Below are 19381 nucleotides of genomic sequence, written 5' to 3' on the forward strand. Positions count from 1 at the left end.
TGTACGTAACTAGGATGGGGGGCGAGGTGATGATCCATGGCAGGGCGACCTGCTGAACCAGAAGTGATCTGGGCGCGCCCCGAGCGCGCCGGACGGGGCCCCAGGCCCGCATTCAGCCGTGCCGACATCGCGGCCGCCGCCGTGCGGATCGCGGACGCGGACGGCATCGACGCGGTCTCCATGCGCCATGTCGCGGCCGGGCTCGGCTGCGGAACGATGTCGCTGTACAACTACGTGCCGCGCAAGGAGGACCTGTACGAGCTGATGGTGGACGCGGTCAGCGCCGAGTACGAGCTGAGCGGGCCGACCGGCGACTGGCGGGCCGACATGCTCGGCCTGGCCCACCAGACCCGGGCGCTGATGCACCGCCACCCCTGGGTGCCGGGCCTCATGTCCCCGGTGTACGGCTTCAGCCCGAACGCGCTGCGCTACCTGGAGCACTGCATGGCCTGCCTGGATCCGCTCGATGCCAGGTACGGCACGAAGATGGAGCTGGTCGCCTCGGTGAACGGCGTCGTCACCACCTACGTCGCCAATGAGATCGCCACCGCCGAGCGCACCCGGTCGCTGCCCTGGTCGGCGGAGCAGGAGCACGGGGTGCGGATCGGCTACCTCCTGAGCCAGGTCTCCACGGGCCGCTACCCGCGCCTCGCCGCGGCCTTCGCGGAGGACTCGGGGCCCATCGACCTCGACGCGGTCTTCGAGCGGGCGCTGACCAGGACACTCGACGGGTTCGACAAGTAGCGGGGGCGGATTTCCGGCTGGGCCCCGGTCCGTGCAGGATGGGAACATGACCGAGATCCGCACTCCCCGCCTCCTCCTGCGCCGCTGGACCGACGACGACCTCGTCCCCATGGCGGAGATCAACGCCGACCCGGAAGTCATGCGCTGGATCGGCGACGGCTCGGTCCGCGATCTGGAGACGACCGCCGAGAACATCGAGCGCTGGGAGGGCGAGTGGGACGACGAGGGCTTCGGGCTCTTCGCCGTCGAGCTCCTCGGCTCCGGCGAGCTGATCGGCTTCACCGGCCTGTCCGTGCCGTACTTCCTGCCCGAGGCGGCGCACGAGGTGGAGATCGGCTGGCGGCTCGGCCGGCCGTTCTGGGGTCAGGGGTACGCGTCCGAAGCGGCCCACGCCTCGCTGGAGTTCGCGCTCCAGGACCGCGGGCTCGACCGGGTCATCAGCATCTCCCGGGTGGGCAACGAGGCCTCCGAGAACGTGATGCGCAAGCTCGGCATGAAGCTGGAGCGCGAGACGGTGCACCCCGCGTTCGGGCACGCGCTCAACATCCACTCCATCGATCTGACGGAGTATCAGGCCTGAGCGCTGTTCAGATCAGTGCGAACTGGCCCCCGGGTCCCTCCTCGTGGTGATCGAGTACGGACGCGGGGTGCCGCGCCCCGTCCGGTACGGGCAGTACCCCGGCAGCGCGGAGCTCGCCGCACGTCACCGGATCGGTGATCGCGTCCGTCAACGAGGCCTGCTGTGAACGTAGTTCGCCGAGCAGGGTGAGCACGGTGATCAGTTCGAGCAGGTCCGAGGTCCGCTCCTGGGGCCAGTCGGCCGGGCCGACCGCGGTGAGCGTGCCCGGCTCCGCGGGCTCCGTGCGCTGCCGGAACCACAGATCGAGGATCCGCACCCCGCCGGCTTCGAACTCCCACGCCTCGCGCGGCACCGGCGAGATCCGGCCGCCGTCACCCACGTGCAGGGTCTCCTCCCCGGCGTCGTAACGCAGTTCCCGCGGGCGGGCCGGGAGCGCCGCCCGCACATAGGGCCGCCGGCCGCCGGGCAGCCGCGGCTTCTCGCCGCCGCGCGCCCCGCGCACCATCAGGGCGGTCATGCGATGCCCCAACTCGACGCCGGTGGACCAGAGTCGGGGATCCCGCGGCAGTGCCACCGCACACCCCGCGGAGCCCGGACGGCCGGCCGCCACGGCCCAGGCCGGCACGTCGTGCGGAGCGACCTCGCATCCGTACGCCTGCGCGAGGAAGGGAAGCAGGCCCGGCGCGAGGTTCGGTTCGAGGCCGCCCGGGCGGCGATGCAGCGGGCGGATGCGGCCCGGACGCCCGGCGGGGGAGCGGCCGTCGGGCAGCACGGCGGAAACGGTCAGTGCGGGCCCGGCGTCCTTCGGCGCGTACGCCTGCTCCACCACGAAGAGCTGGTGCTCGTCCGCCACCCGCCACAGCTCGGGCCGGGCGGCGTCGATCAGGCGCTGGTCCGGTATCAGCCACTGCTCGTCGAAGGGCCCGTACCGGATGCGGACCGGGTCCGGGCACGGGCCCTGCTCCTGCGCCAGCGGGCCGGTGCCGGAGGTCCGGCCGGGCAGGGCGGCGACCATGGAGCGGAGCGTACGGGACCGGGTCGGGCCGAAAAGACGTTCCCGCTCGGCCCCTTCGGACCGGACGAGCAGGTCCCAGCGGGACCTCAGGGTGCGCTCGTCGGGCGCGACCACCCAGTCGCGCCCCAGCCGCGGCGGCGCCACCGACCAGGGCATCAGGTCGTCGAGGAGAGGCACGTCATCGCTCACAGCCAGCATGCTAGGGGGTGCCCTCAGCGCGCCTCGACCGTCACCGAGAACGAGAAGCGGTCGCCGCGGTAGTGGATCCGGGCCACATCGACGACCCGGCCCTTTCCGTCGTACGCCACGCCCGTGTAGTGCAGGATCGGCGAGAGCAGCGGGACCTGGAGCAGCTCGGCGGTCACCGGGTCGGCGAGGCGGGCCTCCACCGTGTCCGTGATGCGGGCGATGTCCACCCCGACCGCGTCCCGCAGCACCTTGGTCATCGGCCAGCGCGTGAGGTCCGCGAGGTCGATCGCGGCGGCCACCTCCGGACGCACCGCGTTGTGGGCCCAGTTGGTCGGCTCGCCGCTCTCGTCGCACCGCAGCCGCCGGTACGCGACGACCTCGGGGCAGCCCGGAAAGTACTCGGCGACGTCGCCGGGGACGGGCTCCGGGCCGTGGCCCAGGATCGTGGTGCGCTCGCCCGACTGCTGGGCCACGATCGCGTCGATCGAGCCGAGCAGCCGGACCGGGGACGCCCGCCGGGCGGCCGGCTCGATGAACGTGCCGCGCCGCCGGTGCCTGCTGATCAGGCCCTCCTCCTCCAGCTCCTTGAGTGCCTGACGCATCGTCAGCACGCTCACCCCGTAGTGCGCCGCGAGCTGCTCCTCGGTGGGCAGGCGCAGCGAGGCGTCGGGGGAGCGGCCCAGTATCGAGGCGCGCAGCGACTGGGAGACCTGGTACCAGAGCGGCAGCTTCCGGTTCAGGACCAGGGAGTCGGGTGCGAAGGAGGAGGTCACAGGGATTCCGTATCAGGCGGTGCTCAGGAGCGGAAGTGGCGCTGGAGACCCTGCCACACGTCGTCGTAGCCCCGCTGGAGGTGGCCGGCGGTCGCCGCCTGCTCGGTGGCGGTCACCGGCCAGCGCGTCTCGAACATGAAGGCCAGGCCGTCGTCGATCTTCTGCGGCTTCAGCTCGGCGGCGCTCGCCCGGTCGAAGGTCTCCCGGTCCGGACCGTGCGCCGACATCATGTTGTGCAGCGAGCCGCCGCCGGGCACGAAGCCTTCGGCCTTGGCGTCGTAGGCGCCCTCGATGAGGCCCATGTACTCGCTCATCACATTGCGGTGGAAGTACGGCGGGCGGAAGGTGTCCTCGCCGACCAGCCAGCGCGGCGCGAACACCACGAAGTCGACACCGGCCAGGCCCGGGGTGTCGGACGGCGAGGTGAGCACCGTGAAGATCGACGGGTCGGGGTGGTCGTAGCTGATGGTGCCGATGACATTGAAGGTGTGCAGGTCGTAGACGTACGGCGTGTGCGTGCCGTGCCAGGCGACGACGTCGAGCGGGGAGTGGTCGTAGGTCGCGGTCCAGAGGTTGCCGCAGAACTTGTTCACCACTTCCACCGGCCCCTCGACGTCCTCGTACGCCGCTACCGGGGCCCGGAAGTCCCGGGCGTTGGCGAGGCCGTTGGCGCCGATCGGGCCGAGTTCGGGCAGCTCGAAGGGGCGGCCGTAGTTCTCGCACACGTACCCGCGGGCACTCTCGTCGAGGAGCTCGACGCGGAAGCGGACACCGCGCGGGATCAGGGCGACCTCGCCGGGGCGGGCGGCGAGCAGGCCGAGCTCGGTGCGCAGAAGCAGGCCGCCGTGCTCGGGGACGATCAGGAGCTCTCCGTCGGCATCGCTGAACACCCTTGAATCCATGGAGGAGTTGGCGTGATAGAGGTGCACGGCCATGCCGGTGCGCTGGGCCGCGTCGCCGTTGCCGCCGAGCGTCCACAGGCCCGCCAGCCAGTCGGTGCCCGCCGGGGGCTCGGGCAGCGGGTTCCAGCGCAGCCGGTTCGGGTCGGGCACGGACTCGGTGAAGGGGGCCGAGCGGAGGTGTCCGTTGCCGGTGCGGGCGAACGGCGGGTGCGCGGCCGATGGCCGGATCCGGTACAGCCAGGAGCGGCGGTTGTCCGCGCGCGGCTCGGTGAAGGCGGATCCGCTCAGCTGCTCCGCGTACAGGCCGAGCGGGGCGCGCTGGGGTGCGTTGCGGCCGTGCGGAAGGGCGCCGGGGACGGCCTCCGAGCTGTGCTCATTGCCGAAGCCGTGGGAGTAGCCGAGGCCCTCCGCGATCTTCCTCGCCTGTTCGCCGGTGGTGGTCGTCATCGTCCGCTCTCCTGCTCCCGTGCCGGAATCCTATGCTCAACCGTAGGATTACGATGCGGTCGCGTCAACGGGAAAACCGGCCGGGCGGGGGATGATGGGCGCGTGTCTCCTGCTCCTGACCTCCACGCCAACCTCCGCCGGGCACCCGTGCAGCAGCGCAGCGCCGAGCGGCTGTCCCGGATACTCGACGCCTGCGCCGAACTCCTCGACGAAACCGGCTACGAAGACCTGTCCACCAGGGCCGTCGCCCAGCGGGCGGGCGTGCCCATCGGGTCCGTCTACCGCTTCTTCGGCAACAAGCGGGCCATGGCCGAGGCGCTCGCCGCGCGCAACCTCGACCGCTACGCGGGCATGATCAACGCGCGCCTGGAGAACATCGAGGCGGCCGACTGGCGGGGCGCCGTCGACGCGGTCCTGGACGAGTACCTCGTCCTGAAACAGACGGTGCCCGGATTCAACCTGGTCGACTTCGGCGGCCCCCAGCCGGTGCCCGACCCGGACTCCGACGCCAACCACATCCTCGCCGACCGCCTCGCCGAGCTGCTGCCGTCCCAGTTCGGCCGCACCCTGGACGCGGATCTGCGCCGGATCATCCTGGTCGCAGTGGAGGCCGCCGACGCCACGCTGCGCCTCGCCTTCCGCACGGACCCTCAGGGAGACCCGGGCATCGTCGCGGAGACACGGCAGCTCCTTCACGCCTACCTCGCCCGCACCCTGGATTGATCAGAGCCGGACCCTCCCCCACATGCCTACCGGTCGGTATGCTCGAAGGGCTCGCGCGCCGTCGCCCCGGGAGGACGAATGTCCCGCACCGCCCTGCGTATCTGCCCGCTCTGCGAAGCCACCTGCGGGCTGAGCCTCACCGTCGACGGCACCCGGGTCACCGGCGCCCGCGGGGACGCGGACGACGTGTTCAGCCAGGGGTTCATCTGCCCCAAGGGCGCGTCCTTCGGGGAGATCGACGCCGACCCCGACCGGCTCACCGGCCCCCTCGTGCGCCGCGACGGCGTACTGGAAGAGGCCAGTTGGGACGAGGCCTTCGACCTGATCGCAGCCCGCCTGCGCCCCATAGTCGAGCAGTACGGGACGAACGCGGTCGGCGTCGTCCTCGGCAACCCCAACGTGCACACCATGGCCGGCGCGCTCTATCCGCCGGTCCTGCTCGGCGCGCTGCGCACCCGCAACCTCTTCACCGCGAGCACGCTCGACCAGATGCCCAAGCACGTCTCCAGCGGGCTCCTGTTCGGCGACCCGTTCGCCATCCCCGTGCCCGACCTCGACCGCACCGGCCATCTGCTGCTGCTCGGCGCCAACCCTCTGGAGTCGAACGGCAGCCTGTGCACCGCCCCCGACTTCCCCGGCAAGCTGAAGGCGATGCGCAGGCGCGGCGGCACCCTCACCGTCGTCGACCCGCGCCGCACCCGCACCGCGAAGCTCGCCGACCGGCACGTCGCGATCCGGCCCGGCACCGACGCCCTGCTGCTCGCCTCGATCGCCCAGGTGCTCTTCGAGGAGAAGCTCACCGCACCGGGCGAGGCCGGGCAGCACATCGAGGGAATCGGTGAAGTGGCCGACGCCACAAGGGAGTTCACGCCCGAGGCGGTCGGACCGGTATGCGATGTCGACCCCGACGACATCCGGGCCATCGCCCGCGAACTCGCCGCAGCGCCCACCGCCGCCGTATACGGCCGGATCGGCAGCTGCACCGTCGAGCACGGCACCCTGGCCAGCTGGCTCGTCGACGTACTCAACGTGCTCACCGGCAACCTCGACCGGCCGGGCGGCGCGCTCTTCCCGCTCTCCGCAACCGACCGGACGCCCCGCCCGGCGGGCCCCGGCAAGGGCTTCGCGCTCGGGCGCTGGCACAGCCGGGTCGGCGGGCACCCCGAGGTGAAGTCCGAACTGCCGCTCGCCGCCCTCGCCGAGGAGATCGAGACGCCGGGCGAAGGACAGATCCGCGCGGTCATCGCCTCCGCCGCCAACCCGGTCCTCTCCGCACCCGACGGGGACCGGCTCGACCGGGCCCTTGCCGGGCTCGACTTCATGGTCAGCATCGACCCGTACCTCAACGAGACCTCGCTGCACGCCGATGTCGTGCTGCCCCCGCCGCCGCCCTCCCAGAGCGCCCACTTCGACTTCGCCTTCAACGGCTTCGCCGTCCGCAACCAGGTCCGCTACACCCGGCCCGCCGTGCCGCTCGCCGAAGGCCGCATGGACGAGTGCGAGATCCACGCCCGGCTCGTGCTCGCCGCGAGCGGGATGCACGGCGCGGAGCCCGCCGCCGTGGACGCGATGGTCATCGACAGCGCGCTGGCCAAGGCCGTCGCCGACCCGCACTCGCCCGTACACGGCCAGGACGCCAACGAACTCGCGACTCGGCTCACCGGCGCCAACGGCCCCGAGCGGCGCCTCGACCTCATGCTCCGGCTCGGCCCGTACGGCGACGGCTTCGGCGCCGACCCGGACGGACTCACCCTCGACCGCGTGCTCGCCCACCCCCACGGCATCGACCTCGGGCCGCTCCGGCCGCGCCTGCCGCAGGTGCTCAGGACCCGCAGCGGGCGCATCGAGCTGCTGCCCGCACCGATCGCCGCCGACCTGCCCCGGCTGCGCACCGCCCTGGGCGAGCGGCCCGCCTCCCTGGTCCTCGTCGGCCGGCGCCATCTGCGCTCCAACAACAGCTGGCTGCACAACATCCCCGCCCTGAACGGCGGTTCCAACCGCTGCACCCTCCAGATCCACCCCGAGGACGCGGCCCGGCTCGGCCTCGCCGACGGCACCGACGTACGGATCACGGCGGACGGGGGAGAGGTCGCGGCCCCTGTGGAGATCACCGACAGCGTCCGTATCGGCGTGGTCAGCCTGCCGCACGGGTGGGGACACAGCAGGCCCGGCAGCCGGCTCGCGGTCGCCGCCGACCGCCCCGGCGTCAACGTCAACCAGCTTCTCGACGGCTCCCGGTTCGACCCGCTGTCGGGGACCTCCGTGCTCAACGGCTTCCCCGTCGAACTCGTACCCCTATCGTGACCTGGACTTTTGCTCGTATTGCTCAGGTGTCAACATCTTGTTAAGGATTGAAACGGCGACCTAACGTCATCCGCACCGCCAGCCCCTGGTGGGAGTTCAAGGGTGAACGTTAGGTGTCCTCCATGCTGACCATCCTCGGCTTCGGCATGATCGCGACCTTCCTGGTCCTGATCATGCTGAAGAAGATGTCGCCGATCGCGGCGCTGGTTCTGATCCCCGCTCTCTTCTGCGTCTTCGTCGGCAAGGGAGCCCATCTCGGCGACTACGTCATCAAGGGCGTCGGCTCGCTCGCGCCGACCGCCGCGATGCTCATGTTCGCGATCGTCTACTTCGGCGTGATGATCGACGTGGGCCTCTTCGACCCGGTCGTGCGAGGCATCCTGCGCTTCTGCAAGGCCGACCCGATGCGCGTGGTCGTCGGCACCGCGCTGCTCGCGGCGATCGTCTCGCTCGACGGCGACGGCTCCACCACCTTCATGATCACCGTCTCGGCGATGTACCCGCTCTACAAACGGCTCGGCATGAGCCTCGTCGTGATGACCGGCGTCGCCGCGATCGCCAACGGCGTCATGAACACGCTCCCCTGGGGCGGCCCGACCGCCCGCGCCGCGACCGCGCTCAAGCTGGACGCCTCCGACATCTTCGTGCCGATGATCCCCGCCCTCGCGGTCGGCCTGGTCGCCGTCCTCGTCCTCTCGTACGTGCTCGGCATGCGCGAGCGCAAGCGCGTCGGCTACCTGTCCCTCGACAAGGTCCTGGACCCGGAGTCGGAGACCGTCCTGGTCGGGGCCGGCGTCGCAGGCGCAGGCGCAGGCGCCGGCTCGGCCTCGGGCGAGACTCCGCACAAGGCGAGCGGCGGCGGCGCGGATGCCTCCGAGGGCGACGACCTCCAGGGGCTCGACTCGGCCCGGGAGACCCTGCGGCCCAAGCTGTACTGGTTCAACGCGCTGCTCACCGTCGCCCTGCTCACCTCCATGATCATGGAGTGGCTGCCGATCCCGGTGCTCTTCCTGATCGGCGCGGCCCTCGCGCTGACCGTGAACTTCCCGCACATCCCGGACCAGAAGGCCCGCATCGCCGCCCACGCCGACAATGTCGTCAACGTCTCCGGCATGGTCTTCGCGGCTGCCGTCTTCACGGGCGTGCTCAACGGCACCGGCATGGTCAAGCACATGGCCGACTGGCTGGTCGGCGTGGTGCCGGACAGCATGGGCTCGCAGATGGGCCTGGTCACCGGGGTGCTCAGTCTGCCGCTCACCTACTTCATGTCGAACGACGGCTTCTACTTCGGCGTCCTGCCCGTCCTCGCCGAGGCCGGTGCCGCGCACGGCGTCTCCCCGCTGGAGATCGCCCGCGCCTCGCTGGCCGGACAGGCCCTCCACATGTCGAGCCCGCTCGTTCCCGCGGTGTACGTCCTGGTCGGCATGGCGAAGGTCGAGTTCGGCGACCACACCCGGTTCACGGTGAAATGGGCGGCGCTCACCTGCCTGGTGGTGCTCGGCTCCGGCATCCTCTTCGGCATCATCTGACCTCCCTTTCGGCCAACTCCAGCGGCGCGGCACGTCCTTCGTGCCGCGCCGGTGCGCGTGGTGGGCGACGCCCGTGTGCGTCCCGGGCGGATGTCGGCGGTGGCCGAAGGGGGTGCCTGGCGGAGTGCCGCCCGGGACCAGGAGGATGGCGCCGGTGAGAACCACCGGCGACCGGGCCCCGGTCGCACGGGCCGCCCCTGGCGCCCGAAAACTAACGGCGCTAGTTTGAGCGGCGTACGACACCGGTCCGGCTTGGGAGGAATGCGATGAAGGCCCACGACGGGATGTACATCGGCGGCGAGTGGCGATCCGCCGCAGGCCAGGACACCATCGCGGTGGTGAACCCGGTCGACGAGCAGGTCATCGCCCATGTCCCGGCGGGCACGGCCGAGGACGTCGACAGCGCGGTGCACGCCGCCCGCGCGGCACTCCCGGCCTGGGCCGCGACCCCGCCCGCCGAGCGCGCGGCCAAACTGACGGCGCTGCGGGACCACCTGGTCGCCCACAAGGACGAGATCGCCGCGACCATCGGCGCCGAACTGGGCGCGCCGCCGGCGTTCGCCCAGGCCGTGCACACGGGCCTGCCGATCGCGATCGCCGGTTCGTACGCCGAGCTGGCCGCCTCGTACGCCTTCGAGGAGAAGATCGGGAACTCCACCGTCTACCAGGAGCCGGTCGGGGTCGTCGGCGCGATCACGCCCTGGAACTATCCGCTGCACCAGATCGTCAACAAGGTGGCTCCCGCCCTGGCGGCGGGCTGCACGGTCGTCCTCAAGCCCGCCGAGGACACGCCCCTGACCGCGCAGCTCTTCGCCGAGGCGGTGCACGAAGCCGGCCTGCCCGCCGGTGTGTTCAACCTCGTCACCGGCCTCGGCCCGGTCGCGGGCCAGGCGCTCGCCGAGCACGAAGGAGTGGACCTGGTCTCCTTCACCGGTTCGACGGCCGTCGGCAGGATCATCGGCGCCACGGCGGGCGCCGCGATCAAGCGGGTCGCCCTGGAGCTGGGCGGCAAGTCCGCCAACGTCATCCTGCCCTCCGCGGACCTCGCCAAGGCCGTCAACGTCGGCGTCGCCAACGTGATGGGCAACTCCGGCCAGACGTGCAGCGCCTGGACGCGGATGCTGGTCCACGCCGACCGGTACGACGAGGCCGTCGAGCTGGCCTCGGCCGCCGCCGCCAAGTACACCGTCGGCGACCGCGTCGGCCCGCTCGTCAACGCCAAGCAGTTGGCGCGCGTACGCGGCTACATCGAGAAGGGTGTGCAGGAAGGCGCCCGCATCGTCGCGGGCGGCGCCGAAGCGCCCCTGGAGCAGGGGTACTACGTCACGCCGACGGTCTTCGCCGATGTCACCCCCGAGATGACCATCGCCCAGGAGGAGATCTTCGGCCCGGTCGTCTCGATCATCAAGTACGTGGACGAGGACGACGCCCTGCGGATCGCCAACGGCACCGTGTACGGCCTGGCGGGCGGCGTCTGGGCGGGCGATGAGGCGGAGGCCGTGGCCTTCGCGCGCCGCATGGACACCGGCCAGGTCGACATCAACGGCGGACGCTTCAACCCCCTTGCGCCTTTCGGCGGTTACAAGCAGTCGGGCGTGGGCCGCGAGCTCGGCGTGCACGGCCTGACCGAATACCTCCAGACGAAGTCGCTGCAGTTCTGAGTCGCTTCCGAGTCCGCACCCCCTCTCTCATGGTTCAGGAGTAACGCACGTCATGGTTCGCGCCGCTGTACTGCCCGCCGTCGGCTCTCCGCTGGAGATCACCGACATCGCCCTTCCCGAGCCGGGCCCCGGCCAGGTGCGGGTTCGCCTCGCCGCCGCCGGGGTCTGCCACTCCGACCTCTCGCTCACCAACGGCACCATGCGGGTCCCGGTCCCGGCTGTCCTCGGCCACGAGGGCGCGGGCACCGTGGTCTCCGTCGGCGAGGGCGTCACGTCGGTGGCCCCCGGCGACGAGGTCGTCCTCAACTGGGCCCCGTCCTGCGGGAGTTGTCACCCCTGCTCGCTCGGCGAGGTGTGGCTGTGCGTCAACGCGCTGAACGGCGCGGCCTCCGTGTACGCGCGCACCGCCGACGGAACGGAGCTGCACCCGGGTCTGAATGTGGCCGCGTTCGCCGAGGAGACCGTCGTCGCCGAGAACTGCCTGATCCCGCTCCCCGAGGGCATCCCGCTGACCGAGGCGGCGCTGCTCGGCTGCGCGGTCCTCACGGGGTACGGGGCGATCCACCACTCGGCGAAGGTGCGGGCGGGCGAGACGGTCGCGGTGTTCGGCGCGGGCGGGGTGGGCCTGGCCACCCTCCAGTCGGCCCGGATCGCGGGCGCCGCGCAGATCATCGCCGTCGACGTCTCCCCGGAGAAGGAGGAGCTGGCCCGGCAGGCGGGCGCGACCGACTTCGTCGTCGCGTCCGAGACCACGGCGAAGGACATCCGCAGCCTCACCGGCGGCCAGGGAACGGACGTGGCCGTCGAGTGCGTGGGCCGCGCGGTGACCATCCGTACGGCGTGGGAGTCGACCCGGCGCGGCGGCCGCACCACCGTCGTCGGCATCGGCGGCAAGGATCAGCAGGTCACCTTCAACGCGCTGGAGATCTTCCACTGGGGCCGCACGCTCGCGGGCTGCGTGTACGGCAACTCCAACCCGGCGACGGACGTCCCGACCCTGGCCGACCACATCCGGGCGGGACGCCTGGACCTCAACGCGCTGGTGTCCGAACGCATCGCCCTGGACGGCATCCCGGAGGCCTTCGACAACATGGTGAAGGGGAAGGGGGGCCGGGCGCTGGTGGTGTTCTAGATCTGCCAGGCACTCCGCGGGGAGGGGAGTGCTTCATCCGCGACCAGCCACAGACGACCCGCCCCCGGCCCGGGAGCTGGGTTCCCCTGTACTGCCAGGGGCGCGGGGAACTACGCGACCAGTAACAGACGACCCGCACCCAGCCAACCGACGTGCGGGAGCGATCAGGTGACCCGCTCCCCAGGGTTGGGCCCGGGCGTCGGCCCGGGCAGCTCGCCCTCGGCCGAGGAGGCGGCTCCGGACGCCGCAGTGACCTCACCCCCGGCCGTGGACGTGGCTCCGGACGCCACGGTGACCCCACCTCCGGAGCCCCGCGGGCGGGACCGCGAGACAGCCACCCCCGCGAGGCAGATCGCCCCGCCGACCAGGGTGAGCACGGCCGGAACCTCGTCGAGCACCGCCCAGGACATGAGCACGACCATCGCGGGCACCACGTACGTCGTCGCCCCCATGCGGCTCGCCGATGTGCGGGCCAGCGCGAACGCCCACGTGGTGAAGGCGAGCGCGGTCGGGAACACGCCCAGGTACACCATGTTCAGCGTCGCGGAGGCGGGCGCGTGCGAGGCGTCCGAGAGCAGCTGCCCGCTGAACGGCAGACAGGCCACCGCCCCCACCAGGCAGCTGAAGAAGGTCACTTGGAGCGGGCTGCCGTGCCGCAGGGCCGGCTTCTGCAGGACGACTCCGGCCGCGTAGGTCGCCGCCGCGACCAGACACAGGACCACCCCGAGCACCGAGGCGTGCCCGTCGCCCGACATGGAGAGCCCCACCGCGATCGCGCCCGCGAACGAGACGGCCATGCCGGCGATCAGCCGGGGCGGCAGCGCCTCGCCGAGGAAGCGCGAGGCGAGCAGCGCCATGAGGATGGGCCCGATGTTCACGATCATCGCGGCGGTACCGGCGTCGACCTGCCGCTCGCCCCAGTTGAGGGCCACCATGTAGCAGGCGAACCACAGGAAACCGGACGCCAGGATGCCCGGCCAGGCGGCCCGCGGTGGCAGCCCCTCGCGGCGTATGAGCAGGAAGAGCCCGAGGACCAGCGCCCCGGCGAGCAGGCGGCCGAGGGCGAGCGCGCCGGGGGAGTAGGCCTCCCCGGCGCTGCGGATCGATACGAAGGCCGAGGCCCACAGCACGACGGAGACCGCCACGGCGGCCAGGGCGAGCCGAGCGGAGCGGCGCTCGGGGGAGGTGTTGGTCATGGTCATGCACAGTAGGCGAGAGGCGGTCCGGCACCGGCCCAATTTTTGCGCGGGCCGGGCGTTCCCTGAGTGGCCGGGAAGGGAGCGGGGCTTCGCGACCGGTTAGTCGCCCAGCGTCGCGTACTGGATCGACAGCCCGTCCAGCAGAGCCCGCAGCCCCGTCTCGAACGCACCCTCGTCGATCTCCTCCTGCCGCTCGGCGAGCAGGTGCGCCTGGCCCAGGTGCGGATAGTCCGCCGGGTCGTACGCCGCCTCGTCGTCCACGAAGCCGCGGGCGAAGGAGCCGAGCGCCGAGCCCATGATGAAGTACCGCATCAGCGCGCCGATCCGGGTCGCCTGGGCGGGCGGCCAGCCCGCCGCGACCATCGCGCCGAACACCGCGTCCGCCAGCCGCAGACCGGCCGGGCGACGGCCGGGCCCCTGGGCGAGGACCGGAACGATGTGGGGGTGGCGGGTCAGGACCGCGCGGTAGGCGAGCGCCCAGTCGTGCAGGGACGTACGCCAGTCGCGGTCGTCGTCCGGGTCGAACATCGACAGGTCGACCTGTGCGGAGGTGGCGTCCGCAACGGCCTCCAGGATCTCGTCCTTGGTGCGGAAGTGGTTGTAGAGCGAGGGCCCGCTGACCCCGAGCTCGGCGGCGAGGCGGCGGGTCGAGACGGCCGCCAGACCCTCCGCGTCCACGAGCGCGCTCGCCGCCGTGACGATGCGGTCGGTGCTCAGGAGGGGCTTGCGCGGTCGGGCCATGCGGCACATAGTAGGGCCTGCCATCCAAAAACTAGCAGTGGTAATTAAATCTGGGGTGCAGGGAAAATGAACCTGGAGCTGAGCGAGGAACAGGCGGCGGTCCGGCGGCTCGCCGAGGAGTTCGTCGGCCGCGAGATCACCCCGCATGTCGTCGAGTGGGACCGCTCCGAGAACGTCGACAAGTCGATCGTGAAGAAGCTGGGCGCGCTCGGCTTCCTCGGGCTCACCGTCGACGAGGAGTACGGCGGCTCGGGCGGCGACCACCTGGCGTACTGCCTGGTCACCGAGGAGCTCGGCCGCGGCGACTCCTCCGTCCGCGGCATCGTCTCCGTCTCGCTCGGCCTGGTCACCAAGACCATCGCGTCCTGGGGCAGCGAGGAGCAGAAGCGCGCCTGGCTGCCCCGGCTCACCTCCGGCGATGCCCTCGGCTGCTTCGGCCTCACCGAGCCGGGCACGGGGTCGGACGCGGGGAACCTCGCCACGAAGGCCGTCCGGGACAGCGCGTCCGGCGACTACGTGATCAACGGCGCCAAGATGTTCATCACCAACGGCACCTGGGCCGACGTGGTCCTGCTCTTCGCCCGCACCAACGCCACCCCGGGCCACCGGGGCGTCTCCGCCTTCCTGGTCCCCACCGACACCCCGGGCCTGACCCGCCGCACCATCCACGGCAAGCTCGGCCTGCGCGGCCAGGCCACCGCCGAGCTCGTCCTCGACGACGTACGGGTCCCGGCGGGCGCGCTGCTCGGCCCCGAGGGCAAGGGCTTCTCCATAGCGATGTCGGCGCTCGCCAAGGGGCGGATGTCGGTCGCGGCCGGCTGCGTCGGCATCGCCCAGGCCGCGCTGGACGCGGCGGTCGCGTACGCGGGCGAACGCGAGCAGTTCGGCAAGTCGATCGCCCATTACCAGCTCGTCCAGGAGCTGATCAGTGACATCTCGGTGGACGTGGACGCGGCCCGGCTGCTGACCTGGCGGGTCGCCGATCTGATCGACCGGGGCCAGGAGTTCGCGACCGCCGCGTCCAAGGCGAAGCTGTTCGCCTCCGAGGCCGCGGTGCGCTCCGCCAACAACGCCCTCCAGGTCTTCGGCGGCTACGGCTACATCGACGAGTACCCGGTCGGGAAGCTGCTGCGCGACGCCCGCGTGATGACCCTGTACGAGGGCACCAGCCAGATCCAGAAACTCATCATCGGCCGTGCGGAGACCGGGGTTTCGGCCTTCTGATCAAGGAATGCGGGGCCTCGGCTTCTGAGTACGTACTGAGTACGAGAGCGGATGTGGCGCGCGCCACATCCGCTGCATGCTGTGCGGCATGAGTGAGACACCGGTCAAGCAGCAGAACACCGCGGCGTACTACGGACAGGCCGTCGCCGCATTCTCGATCGCGCTCGCCGCGACCGCGATCGGCATCCTCCGGCTTCAGGCGGACGCCTGGGTGCGGGCCTTCCTCGGCATAGCGGTCCTCTATCTCGTCACGTCCGCCTTCACCCTGGCCAAGGTGATCAGGGACCGGCAGGAGGCCGGGCAGATCGTCAGCCGTGTCGACCAGGCCCGCATGGAGAAGCTCCTGGCCGAACACGACCCGTTCCAGAAGCTCTAAGCGCTTGCTCACCCTCGGGGTATGGTGTTCGTCCTGCTGAACGGAAGTGCGGACGGACGGAAGGGGCGAGCGATGGGCACGGCTGACGTGACTGCGGAGACGGCCGGCGGCGAGGAGAAGCCGTGGGGCGAGGTCACGCCCGAGGCGGCCAGGAGGCTGCTCGTCGCCGCCGTCGAGGCCTTCGCCGAGCGCGGCTACCACGCCACCACGACCCGGGACATCGCGGGCCGGGCCGGGATGAGCCCGGCCGCGCTCTACATCCACTACAAGACCAAGGAAGAGCTGCTCCACCGGATCAGCCGGATCGGCCACGACAAGGCCCTGGAGATCCTCCAGTCCGCGGCCGAAGGCGAAGGCACCGCCGCCGAGCGGCTCTCCGCGGCGGTGCGCTCCTTCGTCCGCTGGCACGCGGGGCACCACATGACGGCCCGCGTGGTCCAGTACGAACTCGACGCGCTCGGTGCCGAGCACCGTACCGAGATCGTGGAACTGCGCAGGCAGAGCGACGCCGCGGTGCGCCGCATCCTCAACGAGGGCGTGGCGGCGGGCGAGTTCGACGTGCCGGACGTGCCGGGCACCACGCTCGCCGTCCTTTCGCTCTGCATCGACGTGGCCCGCTGGTTCAACACCCAGGGCCGCCGCACGCCCGACGAGGTCGGCGCGCTCTATGCCGACCTCGTCCTGCGGATGGTGGGGGCGCAGAAGTAGCGGGCCCCGGCCCGGCCGGATTCCGAGTCGGGCCCGGAGGCCCGGCCGGGTCCGGAGGATCGGCCGGGCTCAGAAGAAGTAGCGCGAGACCGACTCCGCCACGCACACCGGCTTGTCGCCGCCCTCGCGCTCGACGGTGACCTTCGCCGTGACCTGGACGCCGCCGCCCGCCTCTACGACCTCCGTGAGAACGGCCGTCGCGCGCAGCCGCGAGCCGACCGGTACGGGGGAGGGGAAGCGGACCTTGTTCGTGCCGTAGTTGATGCCCATCTTCATGTTCTCGACGCGCAGCACCTGCGGGACCAGCGTCGGCAGCAGCGACAGGGTCAGGTAGCCGTGCGCGATGGTCGTCTTGAAGGGGCCGGCCGCGGCCCGCTCCGGGTCGACATGGATCCACTGGTGGTCGCCGGTGGCGTCGGCGAACAGGTCGATCCGCTTCTGGTCGATCTCCAGCCAGTCGCTGTGCCCGAGCTGCTCGCCCACCCCGGCCTTCAGCTCCTCGGCGGACGCGAAGATCCTCGGCTCTGCCATGTCCCTGGTCCCTGCCTCTCACGACGCTCTCGCAGTGATGAAAAAGCGCATGCGCAAGCATATGTACAAGCGCTTGCTCAGCTAGCTCAGCATGGTTGGGGCCGCCGGTCCTGTCAACGATGTGCGGGGCGGGGGCCGGGCCTGTGCGAGGAGGGCGCCCGACGGGGGCCGGGGGCGGGGCCAGTAGGGTTCGAGGGGTGCCGCAGATTCCAGAGAAGATCCACGAGCTCACGGTCGGTCAGCTGTCCGCGCGCAGCGGGGCTGCCGTGTCCGCCCTGCACTTCTACGAGTCCAAGGGCCTGATCGCCAGCCGCCGGACCTCCGGCAACCAGCGACGCTACTGCCGGGACACCCTGCGCCGCGTCGCCTTCATCCGGGCCGCGCAGCGCGTCGGCATCCCGCTGGCCACGATCCGGGACGCCCTGGCCGAGCTCCCCGAGGAGCGCACCCCCACCAAGGAGGACTGGGCCCGCCTGTCCGAGACCTGGCGTGCCGAACTCGACCGGCGCATCACACAGCTGGGCCGGCTGCGCGACCACCTCTCGGACTGCATCGGCTGTGGCTGTCTGTCCCTGGACAACTGCGTCCTGTCCAACCCGGACGACGTCTTCGGCGACAGCCTGACGGGCTCCCGGCTGCTGGCCGAGCGCAAGGCCTGAGCGGCCCCGACCCGCTACCGGCGGGCCCTCGCCCCCGTACGGACGGGACCCCTGCCCCTCATGTGCAGGCCAGCGCCGCCCGCACCAACTGGGCGTTGGACTCGGCCCGTTCCCCGTCCGGCAGTACCAGGACATCCTCCAGGCCTATGCGCGTGTCGAGACCCAGCCTGCGCGCCAGGCGCAGCACCGGCCAGGTGCCCGCGTCGTGGCTGTGCAGCAGGATGGGTCTGCCGTGCGCGGTGCCCAGCTCGGCGAGCAGGGACTGCGCCGTCGGCTCGGCGTCCTGCGCGGACGTGCCGATCACCTCGGCGAGGATGCGCAACACCCTTGAGGAACAAGGTGAGTTGAGGAAGCGGTGGGCGGCGGGGGTGTCGGACCAGATGCCCGCCTCGATGCCCACGCCCCGATCGAGCAGCGCGGCCGCCACCTCGTCGGCGCCGTCCTCGTGCCAGTTGACCGACGCGTAGTCGGGCAGCACCGTCCAGGACCGGATGCGCTCCACCCGGCGGGCCGGATCCGGCTCCGCCCAGGCGCCTGTGGTCACCCCGACCGGCACCGGCACCGCGGCCCGTATCGCCTCCAGTGCCGGGCCCACCACGCGTGGTGAGAGCGAATCGCTTCCGCAGGGCGTCTTGGGGTGGACATGGACCTCGGCCGCACCGGCGGCCACGGCCGCTGCCGCGGACTGGGCGAGGGCGGCCGGGGACAGCGGCACCGCCGAGCCGTCCTCCGCACTTCGTACGCCGTTCAGGCAGACCTGGATCATGTCTTCGATGGTGCCAGAGCCCACTGACAACGCGGGCTCCGACGCCGATGCGGAGTCCTCCGGCAGTGCGGGGCGCCCTGGCGACGCGGGGTCCTCCGGCCGTGCGGGCCCTCTGGCAACGCGGGGGAGAGTCGGCTCGCCCCCGCGCCGCTCACGCCACCGATGCCAGTTCTCCGCGCCATGCCGCCTTGGCCCGTGCCACCGCCTCGGAGGTCAGCACCGGGCGCGGCACCAGAATTCCGCAGCCCGAGCAGACCGGTCCGAACCACGGCTCGTGGGTCAGATCCTGGTTCCATACGAGGCGGCTTCCCCCGCACACCGGGCACACCGTGCCGGGCGCTGCCCGCAGCGCCGCGATCATGCGGCCGAGCACCTCGGCCAGCGGCTCGGTGGGATGTGTCGTGGGATCGTCGCACCAGGCCACCCCGAAACCGCCCCAGGTGCGCCGGTGCCAGTCGTCGAAGGAGCCCGGGCGTCGCAGCCCCGCGTGCTTCTCACGCTTCCTGCGTTCCGCGAACTCCACTTCGTAGGCGAGCCAGACGGCCCTGGCCGCCTCCAGCTCCTCCAGTGCGGCCACCAGCCGCGCCGGATCGGGTGCCCGGTCCTCGGGCCCGATGCGGTGCCTGCCGCATAGATGGTCCCAGGTCGCCCGATGCCCGTAGGGGGCGAACCGCTCCAGACACTTGCGCAGCGAATAGCGGCGCAACGCGAGATCGTTCCTCGGGTCGCGCACCTGTCTCGCCAGACTGCGGAAACCAGCCATGGCCCTGCCACCTCCGTCGCTCGTACTTCGGCGTCGAGGAATGGACGTACCGGAAGACGATCCGGCTCCATCGAAATTCCGATGGCGTCCATTACGGGGGATTCGCCTACCCTGTCCCAACCGTTGGAATCCGATTCTCATGAACTCCTCAGAACGTGGCCCATATGGACCCCTCCCCCCGCCGACCTGCTGGAACGGTCGAAGAGGCCAGGCAGTGACGGTGCCGGGGAAGTGCCGAGGCCGGCAAAGGATCAGGTCCCCCGCATGCCCTCCGCCACATCCGGAATCCCTTCAACCGGTTTGGCCACCATGGGCACTTGGGCACCAACGGCACGGCCGGTATTCGCCCGTCCCACATAACCCTGCGGAGCCCGGAAGGAATACGCGTGTCGACGGAGGCCGAAAGGGCACAGTC

The 19381-nt window shown here is 71.4% G+C and carries 19 protein-coding genes; 11 read left to right on the plus strand and 8 right to left on the minus strand.

Annotated features, from left to right (window positions below; all coding sequences use genetic code 11):
• Nucleotides 1-36 precede the first annotated feature (36 nt).
• Together ABD346_RS17220 and ABD346_RS17225 are read left to right on the plus strand one after the other, a co-directional pair.
• Nucleotides 37-744 (plus strand): TetR/AcrR family transcriptional regulator, encoded by a 708-nt coding sequence (locus ABD346_RS17220; RefSeq protein WP_344375734.1) that lies wholly within the window; start codon nt 37-39, stop codon nt 742-744.
• Nucleotides 745-790: 46 nt separating this feature from the next.
• Nucleotides 791-1324 carry a GNAT family N-acetyltransferase gene (locus ABD346_RS17225; protein WP_344375735.1) on the plus strand — a complete coding sequence of 178 codons (534 nt, stop codon included), beginning with the start codon at nt 791-793 and terminating at the stop codon, nt 1322-1324.
• 7 nt (nt 1325-1331) lie between these two features.
• Here ABD346_RS17225 and ABD346_RS17230 read toward each other — a convergent pair whose 3' ends face one another.
• Genes ABD346_RS17230 through hmgA form a run of 3 tightly spaced genes read right to left on the minus strand, consistent with a single transcriptional unit; the run spans nt 1332 to nt 4650 of the window.
• Nucleotides 1332-2537, minus strand: coding sequence for a type ISP restriction/modification enzyme (locus tag ABD346_RS17230; protein ID WP_344375736.1), 1206 nt, complete (start codon nt 2535-2537; stop codon nt 1332-1334).
• A 14-nt stretch (nt 2538-2551) separates the two neighbouring features.
• The gene (locus tag ABD346_RS17235; protein WP_344375737.1) at nt 2552-3301 is read right to left on the minus strand and encodes a GntR family transcriptional regulator; all 750 of its coding nucleotides are present in this window, start codon (nt 3299-3301) and stop codon (nt 2552-2554) included.
• 23 nt (nt 3302-3324) lie between these two features.
• Nucleotides 3325-4650 carry a homogentisate 1,2-dioxygenase gene (gene hmgA, locus ABD346_RS17240; RefSeq protein ID WP_344375738.1) on the minus strand — a complete coding sequence of 442 codons (1326 nt, stop codon included), beginning with the start codon at nt 4648-4650 and terminating at the stop codon, nt 3325-3327.
• Nucleotides 4651-4752: 102 nt separating this feature from the next.
• On the opposite strand from hmgA, the gene ABD346_RS17245 reads away from it, so the two are divergent.
• From ABD346_RS17245 to ABD346_RS17265, 5 genes are all read left to right on the plus strand, one after another.
• Nucleotides 4753-5373: a TetR/AcrR family transcriptional regulator gene (locus ABD346_RS17245; RefSeq protein WP_344375739.1), complete on the plus strand. Its 621-nt coding sequence runs from the start codon at nt 4753-4755 to the stop codon at nt 5371-5373.
• 78 nt (nt 5374-5451) lie between these two features.
• Complete coding sequence (locus ABD346_RS17250; RefSeq protein ID WP_344375740.1) at nt 5452-7677, plus strand: molybdopterin oxidoreductase family protein; 2226 nt, start codon at nt 5452-5454, stop codon at nt 7675-7677.
• 122 nt (nt 7678-7799) lie between these two features.
• Nucleotides 7800-9206 (plus strand): CitMHS family transporter, encoded by a 1407-nt coding sequence (locus ABD346_RS17255; RefSeq protein WP_344375741.1) that lies wholly within the window; start codon nt 7800-7802, stop codon nt 9204-9206.
• 266 nt (nt 9207-9472) lie between these two features.
• A complete protein-coding gene (locus tag ABD346_RS17260) occupies nt 9473-10867 on the plus strand; it encodes an aldehyde dehydrogenase family protein (RefSeq protein ID WP_344375742.1) in 1395 nt (464 codons plus the stop codon).
• Between the two features lie 52 nt (nt 10868-10919).
• The gene (locus tag ABD346_RS17265; protein WP_344375743.1) at nt 10920-11999 is read left to right on the plus strand and encodes a Zn-dependent alcohol dehydrogenase; all 1080 of its coding nucleotides are present in this window, start codon (nt 10920-10922) and stop codon (nt 11997-11999) included.
• Between the two features lie 164 nt (nt 12000-12163).
• Here the strand turns inward: ABD346_RS17265 and ABD346_RS17270 are convergent, their stop codons facing one another.
• Both ABD346_RS17270 and ABD346_RS17275 read right to left on the minus strand, forming a co-directional pair.
• A complete protein-coding gene (locus ABD346_RS17270; protein ID WP_344375744.1) occupies nt 12164-13195 on the minus strand; it encodes a DMT family transporter in 1032 nt (343 codons plus the stop codon).
• Nucleotides 13196-13297: 102 nt separating this feature from the next.
• A complete protein-coding gene (locus tag ABD346_RS17275; protein WP_344375745.1) occupies nt 13298-13939 on the minus strand; it encodes a TetR/AcrR family transcriptional regulator in 642 nt (213 codons plus the stop codon).
• A gap of 66 nt (nt 13940-14005) precedes the next feature.
• Between ABD346_RS17275 and ABD346_RS17280 the strand changes: the two genes are divergently transcribed.
• The 3 genes from ABD346_RS17280 (at nt 14006) to ABD346_RS17290 (ending at nt 16247) form a co-directional block, all read left to right on the plus strand.
• Nucleotides 14006-15163 (plus strand): acyl-CoA dehydrogenase family protein, encoded by a 1158-nt coding sequence (locus ABD346_RS17280; RefSeq protein WP_344375746.1) that lies wholly within the window; start codon nt 14006-14008, stop codon nt 15161-15163.
• An 88-nt stretch (nt 15164-15251) separates the two neighbouring features.
• Nucleotides 15252-15539, plus strand: coding sequence for a YiaA/YiaB family inner membrane protein (locus tag ABD346_RS17285; protein ID WP_189962017.1), 288 nt, complete (start codon nt 15252-15254; stop codon nt 15537-15539).
• A 72-nt stretch (nt 15540-15611) separates the two neighbouring features.
• Nucleotides 15612-16247 carry a TetR/AcrR family transcriptional regulator gene (locus ABD346_RS17290; protein WP_344375747.1) on the plus strand — a complete coding sequence of 212 codons (636 nt, stop codon included), beginning with the start codon at nt 15612-15614 and terminating at the stop codon, nt 16245-16247.
• A 69-nt stretch (nt 16248-16316) separates the two neighbouring features.
• Here the strand turns inward: ABD346_RS17290 and ABD346_RS17295 are convergent, their stop codons facing one another.
• Nucleotides 16317-16778 (minus strand): MaoC family dehydratase, encoded by a 462-nt coding sequence (locus ABD346_RS17295; protein WP_344375748.1) that lies wholly within the window; start codon nt 16776-16778, stop codon nt 16317-16319.
• Between the two features lie 197 nt (nt 16779-16975).
• On the opposite strand from ABD346_RS17295, the gene soxR reads away from it, so the two are divergent.
• Nucleotides 16976-17437: a redox-sensitive transcriptional activator SoxR gene (gene soxR / locus ABD346_RS17300; protein ID WP_344375750.1), complete on the plus strand. Its 462-nt coding sequence runs from the start codon at nt 16976-16978 to the stop codon at nt 17435-17437.
• Nucleotides 17438-17495: 58 nt separating this feature from the next.
• On the opposite strand, the gene ABD346_RS17305 is transcribed toward soxR, so the two are convergent.
• Together ABD346_RS17305 and ABD346_RS17310 are read right to left on the minus strand one after the other, a co-directional pair.
• On the minus strand, nt 17496-18203 hold the full coding sequence (locus ABD346_RS17305) for a 3-keto-5-aminohexanoate cleavage protein (RefSeq protein ID WP_344375751.1): 708 nt from the start codon (nt 18201-18203) through the stop codon (nt 17496-17498).
• A gap of 151 nt (nt 18204-18354) precedes the next feature.
• Nucleotides 18355-18966 carry a hypothetical protein gene (locus ABD346_RS17310; RefSeq protein WP_344375752.1) on the minus strand — a complete coding sequence of 204 codons (612 nt, stop codon included), beginning with the start codon at nt 18964-18966 and terminating at the stop codon, nt 18355-18357.
• Nucleotides 18967-19381: the final 415 nt, after the last annotated feature.

This window comes from Streptomyces mauvecolor (genome assembly GCF_039532965.1).
In the GTDB taxonomy this organism is placed as follows: domain Bacteria; phylum Actinomycetota; class Actinomycetes; order Streptomycetales; family Streptomycetaceae; genus Streptomyces; species Streptomyces violascens.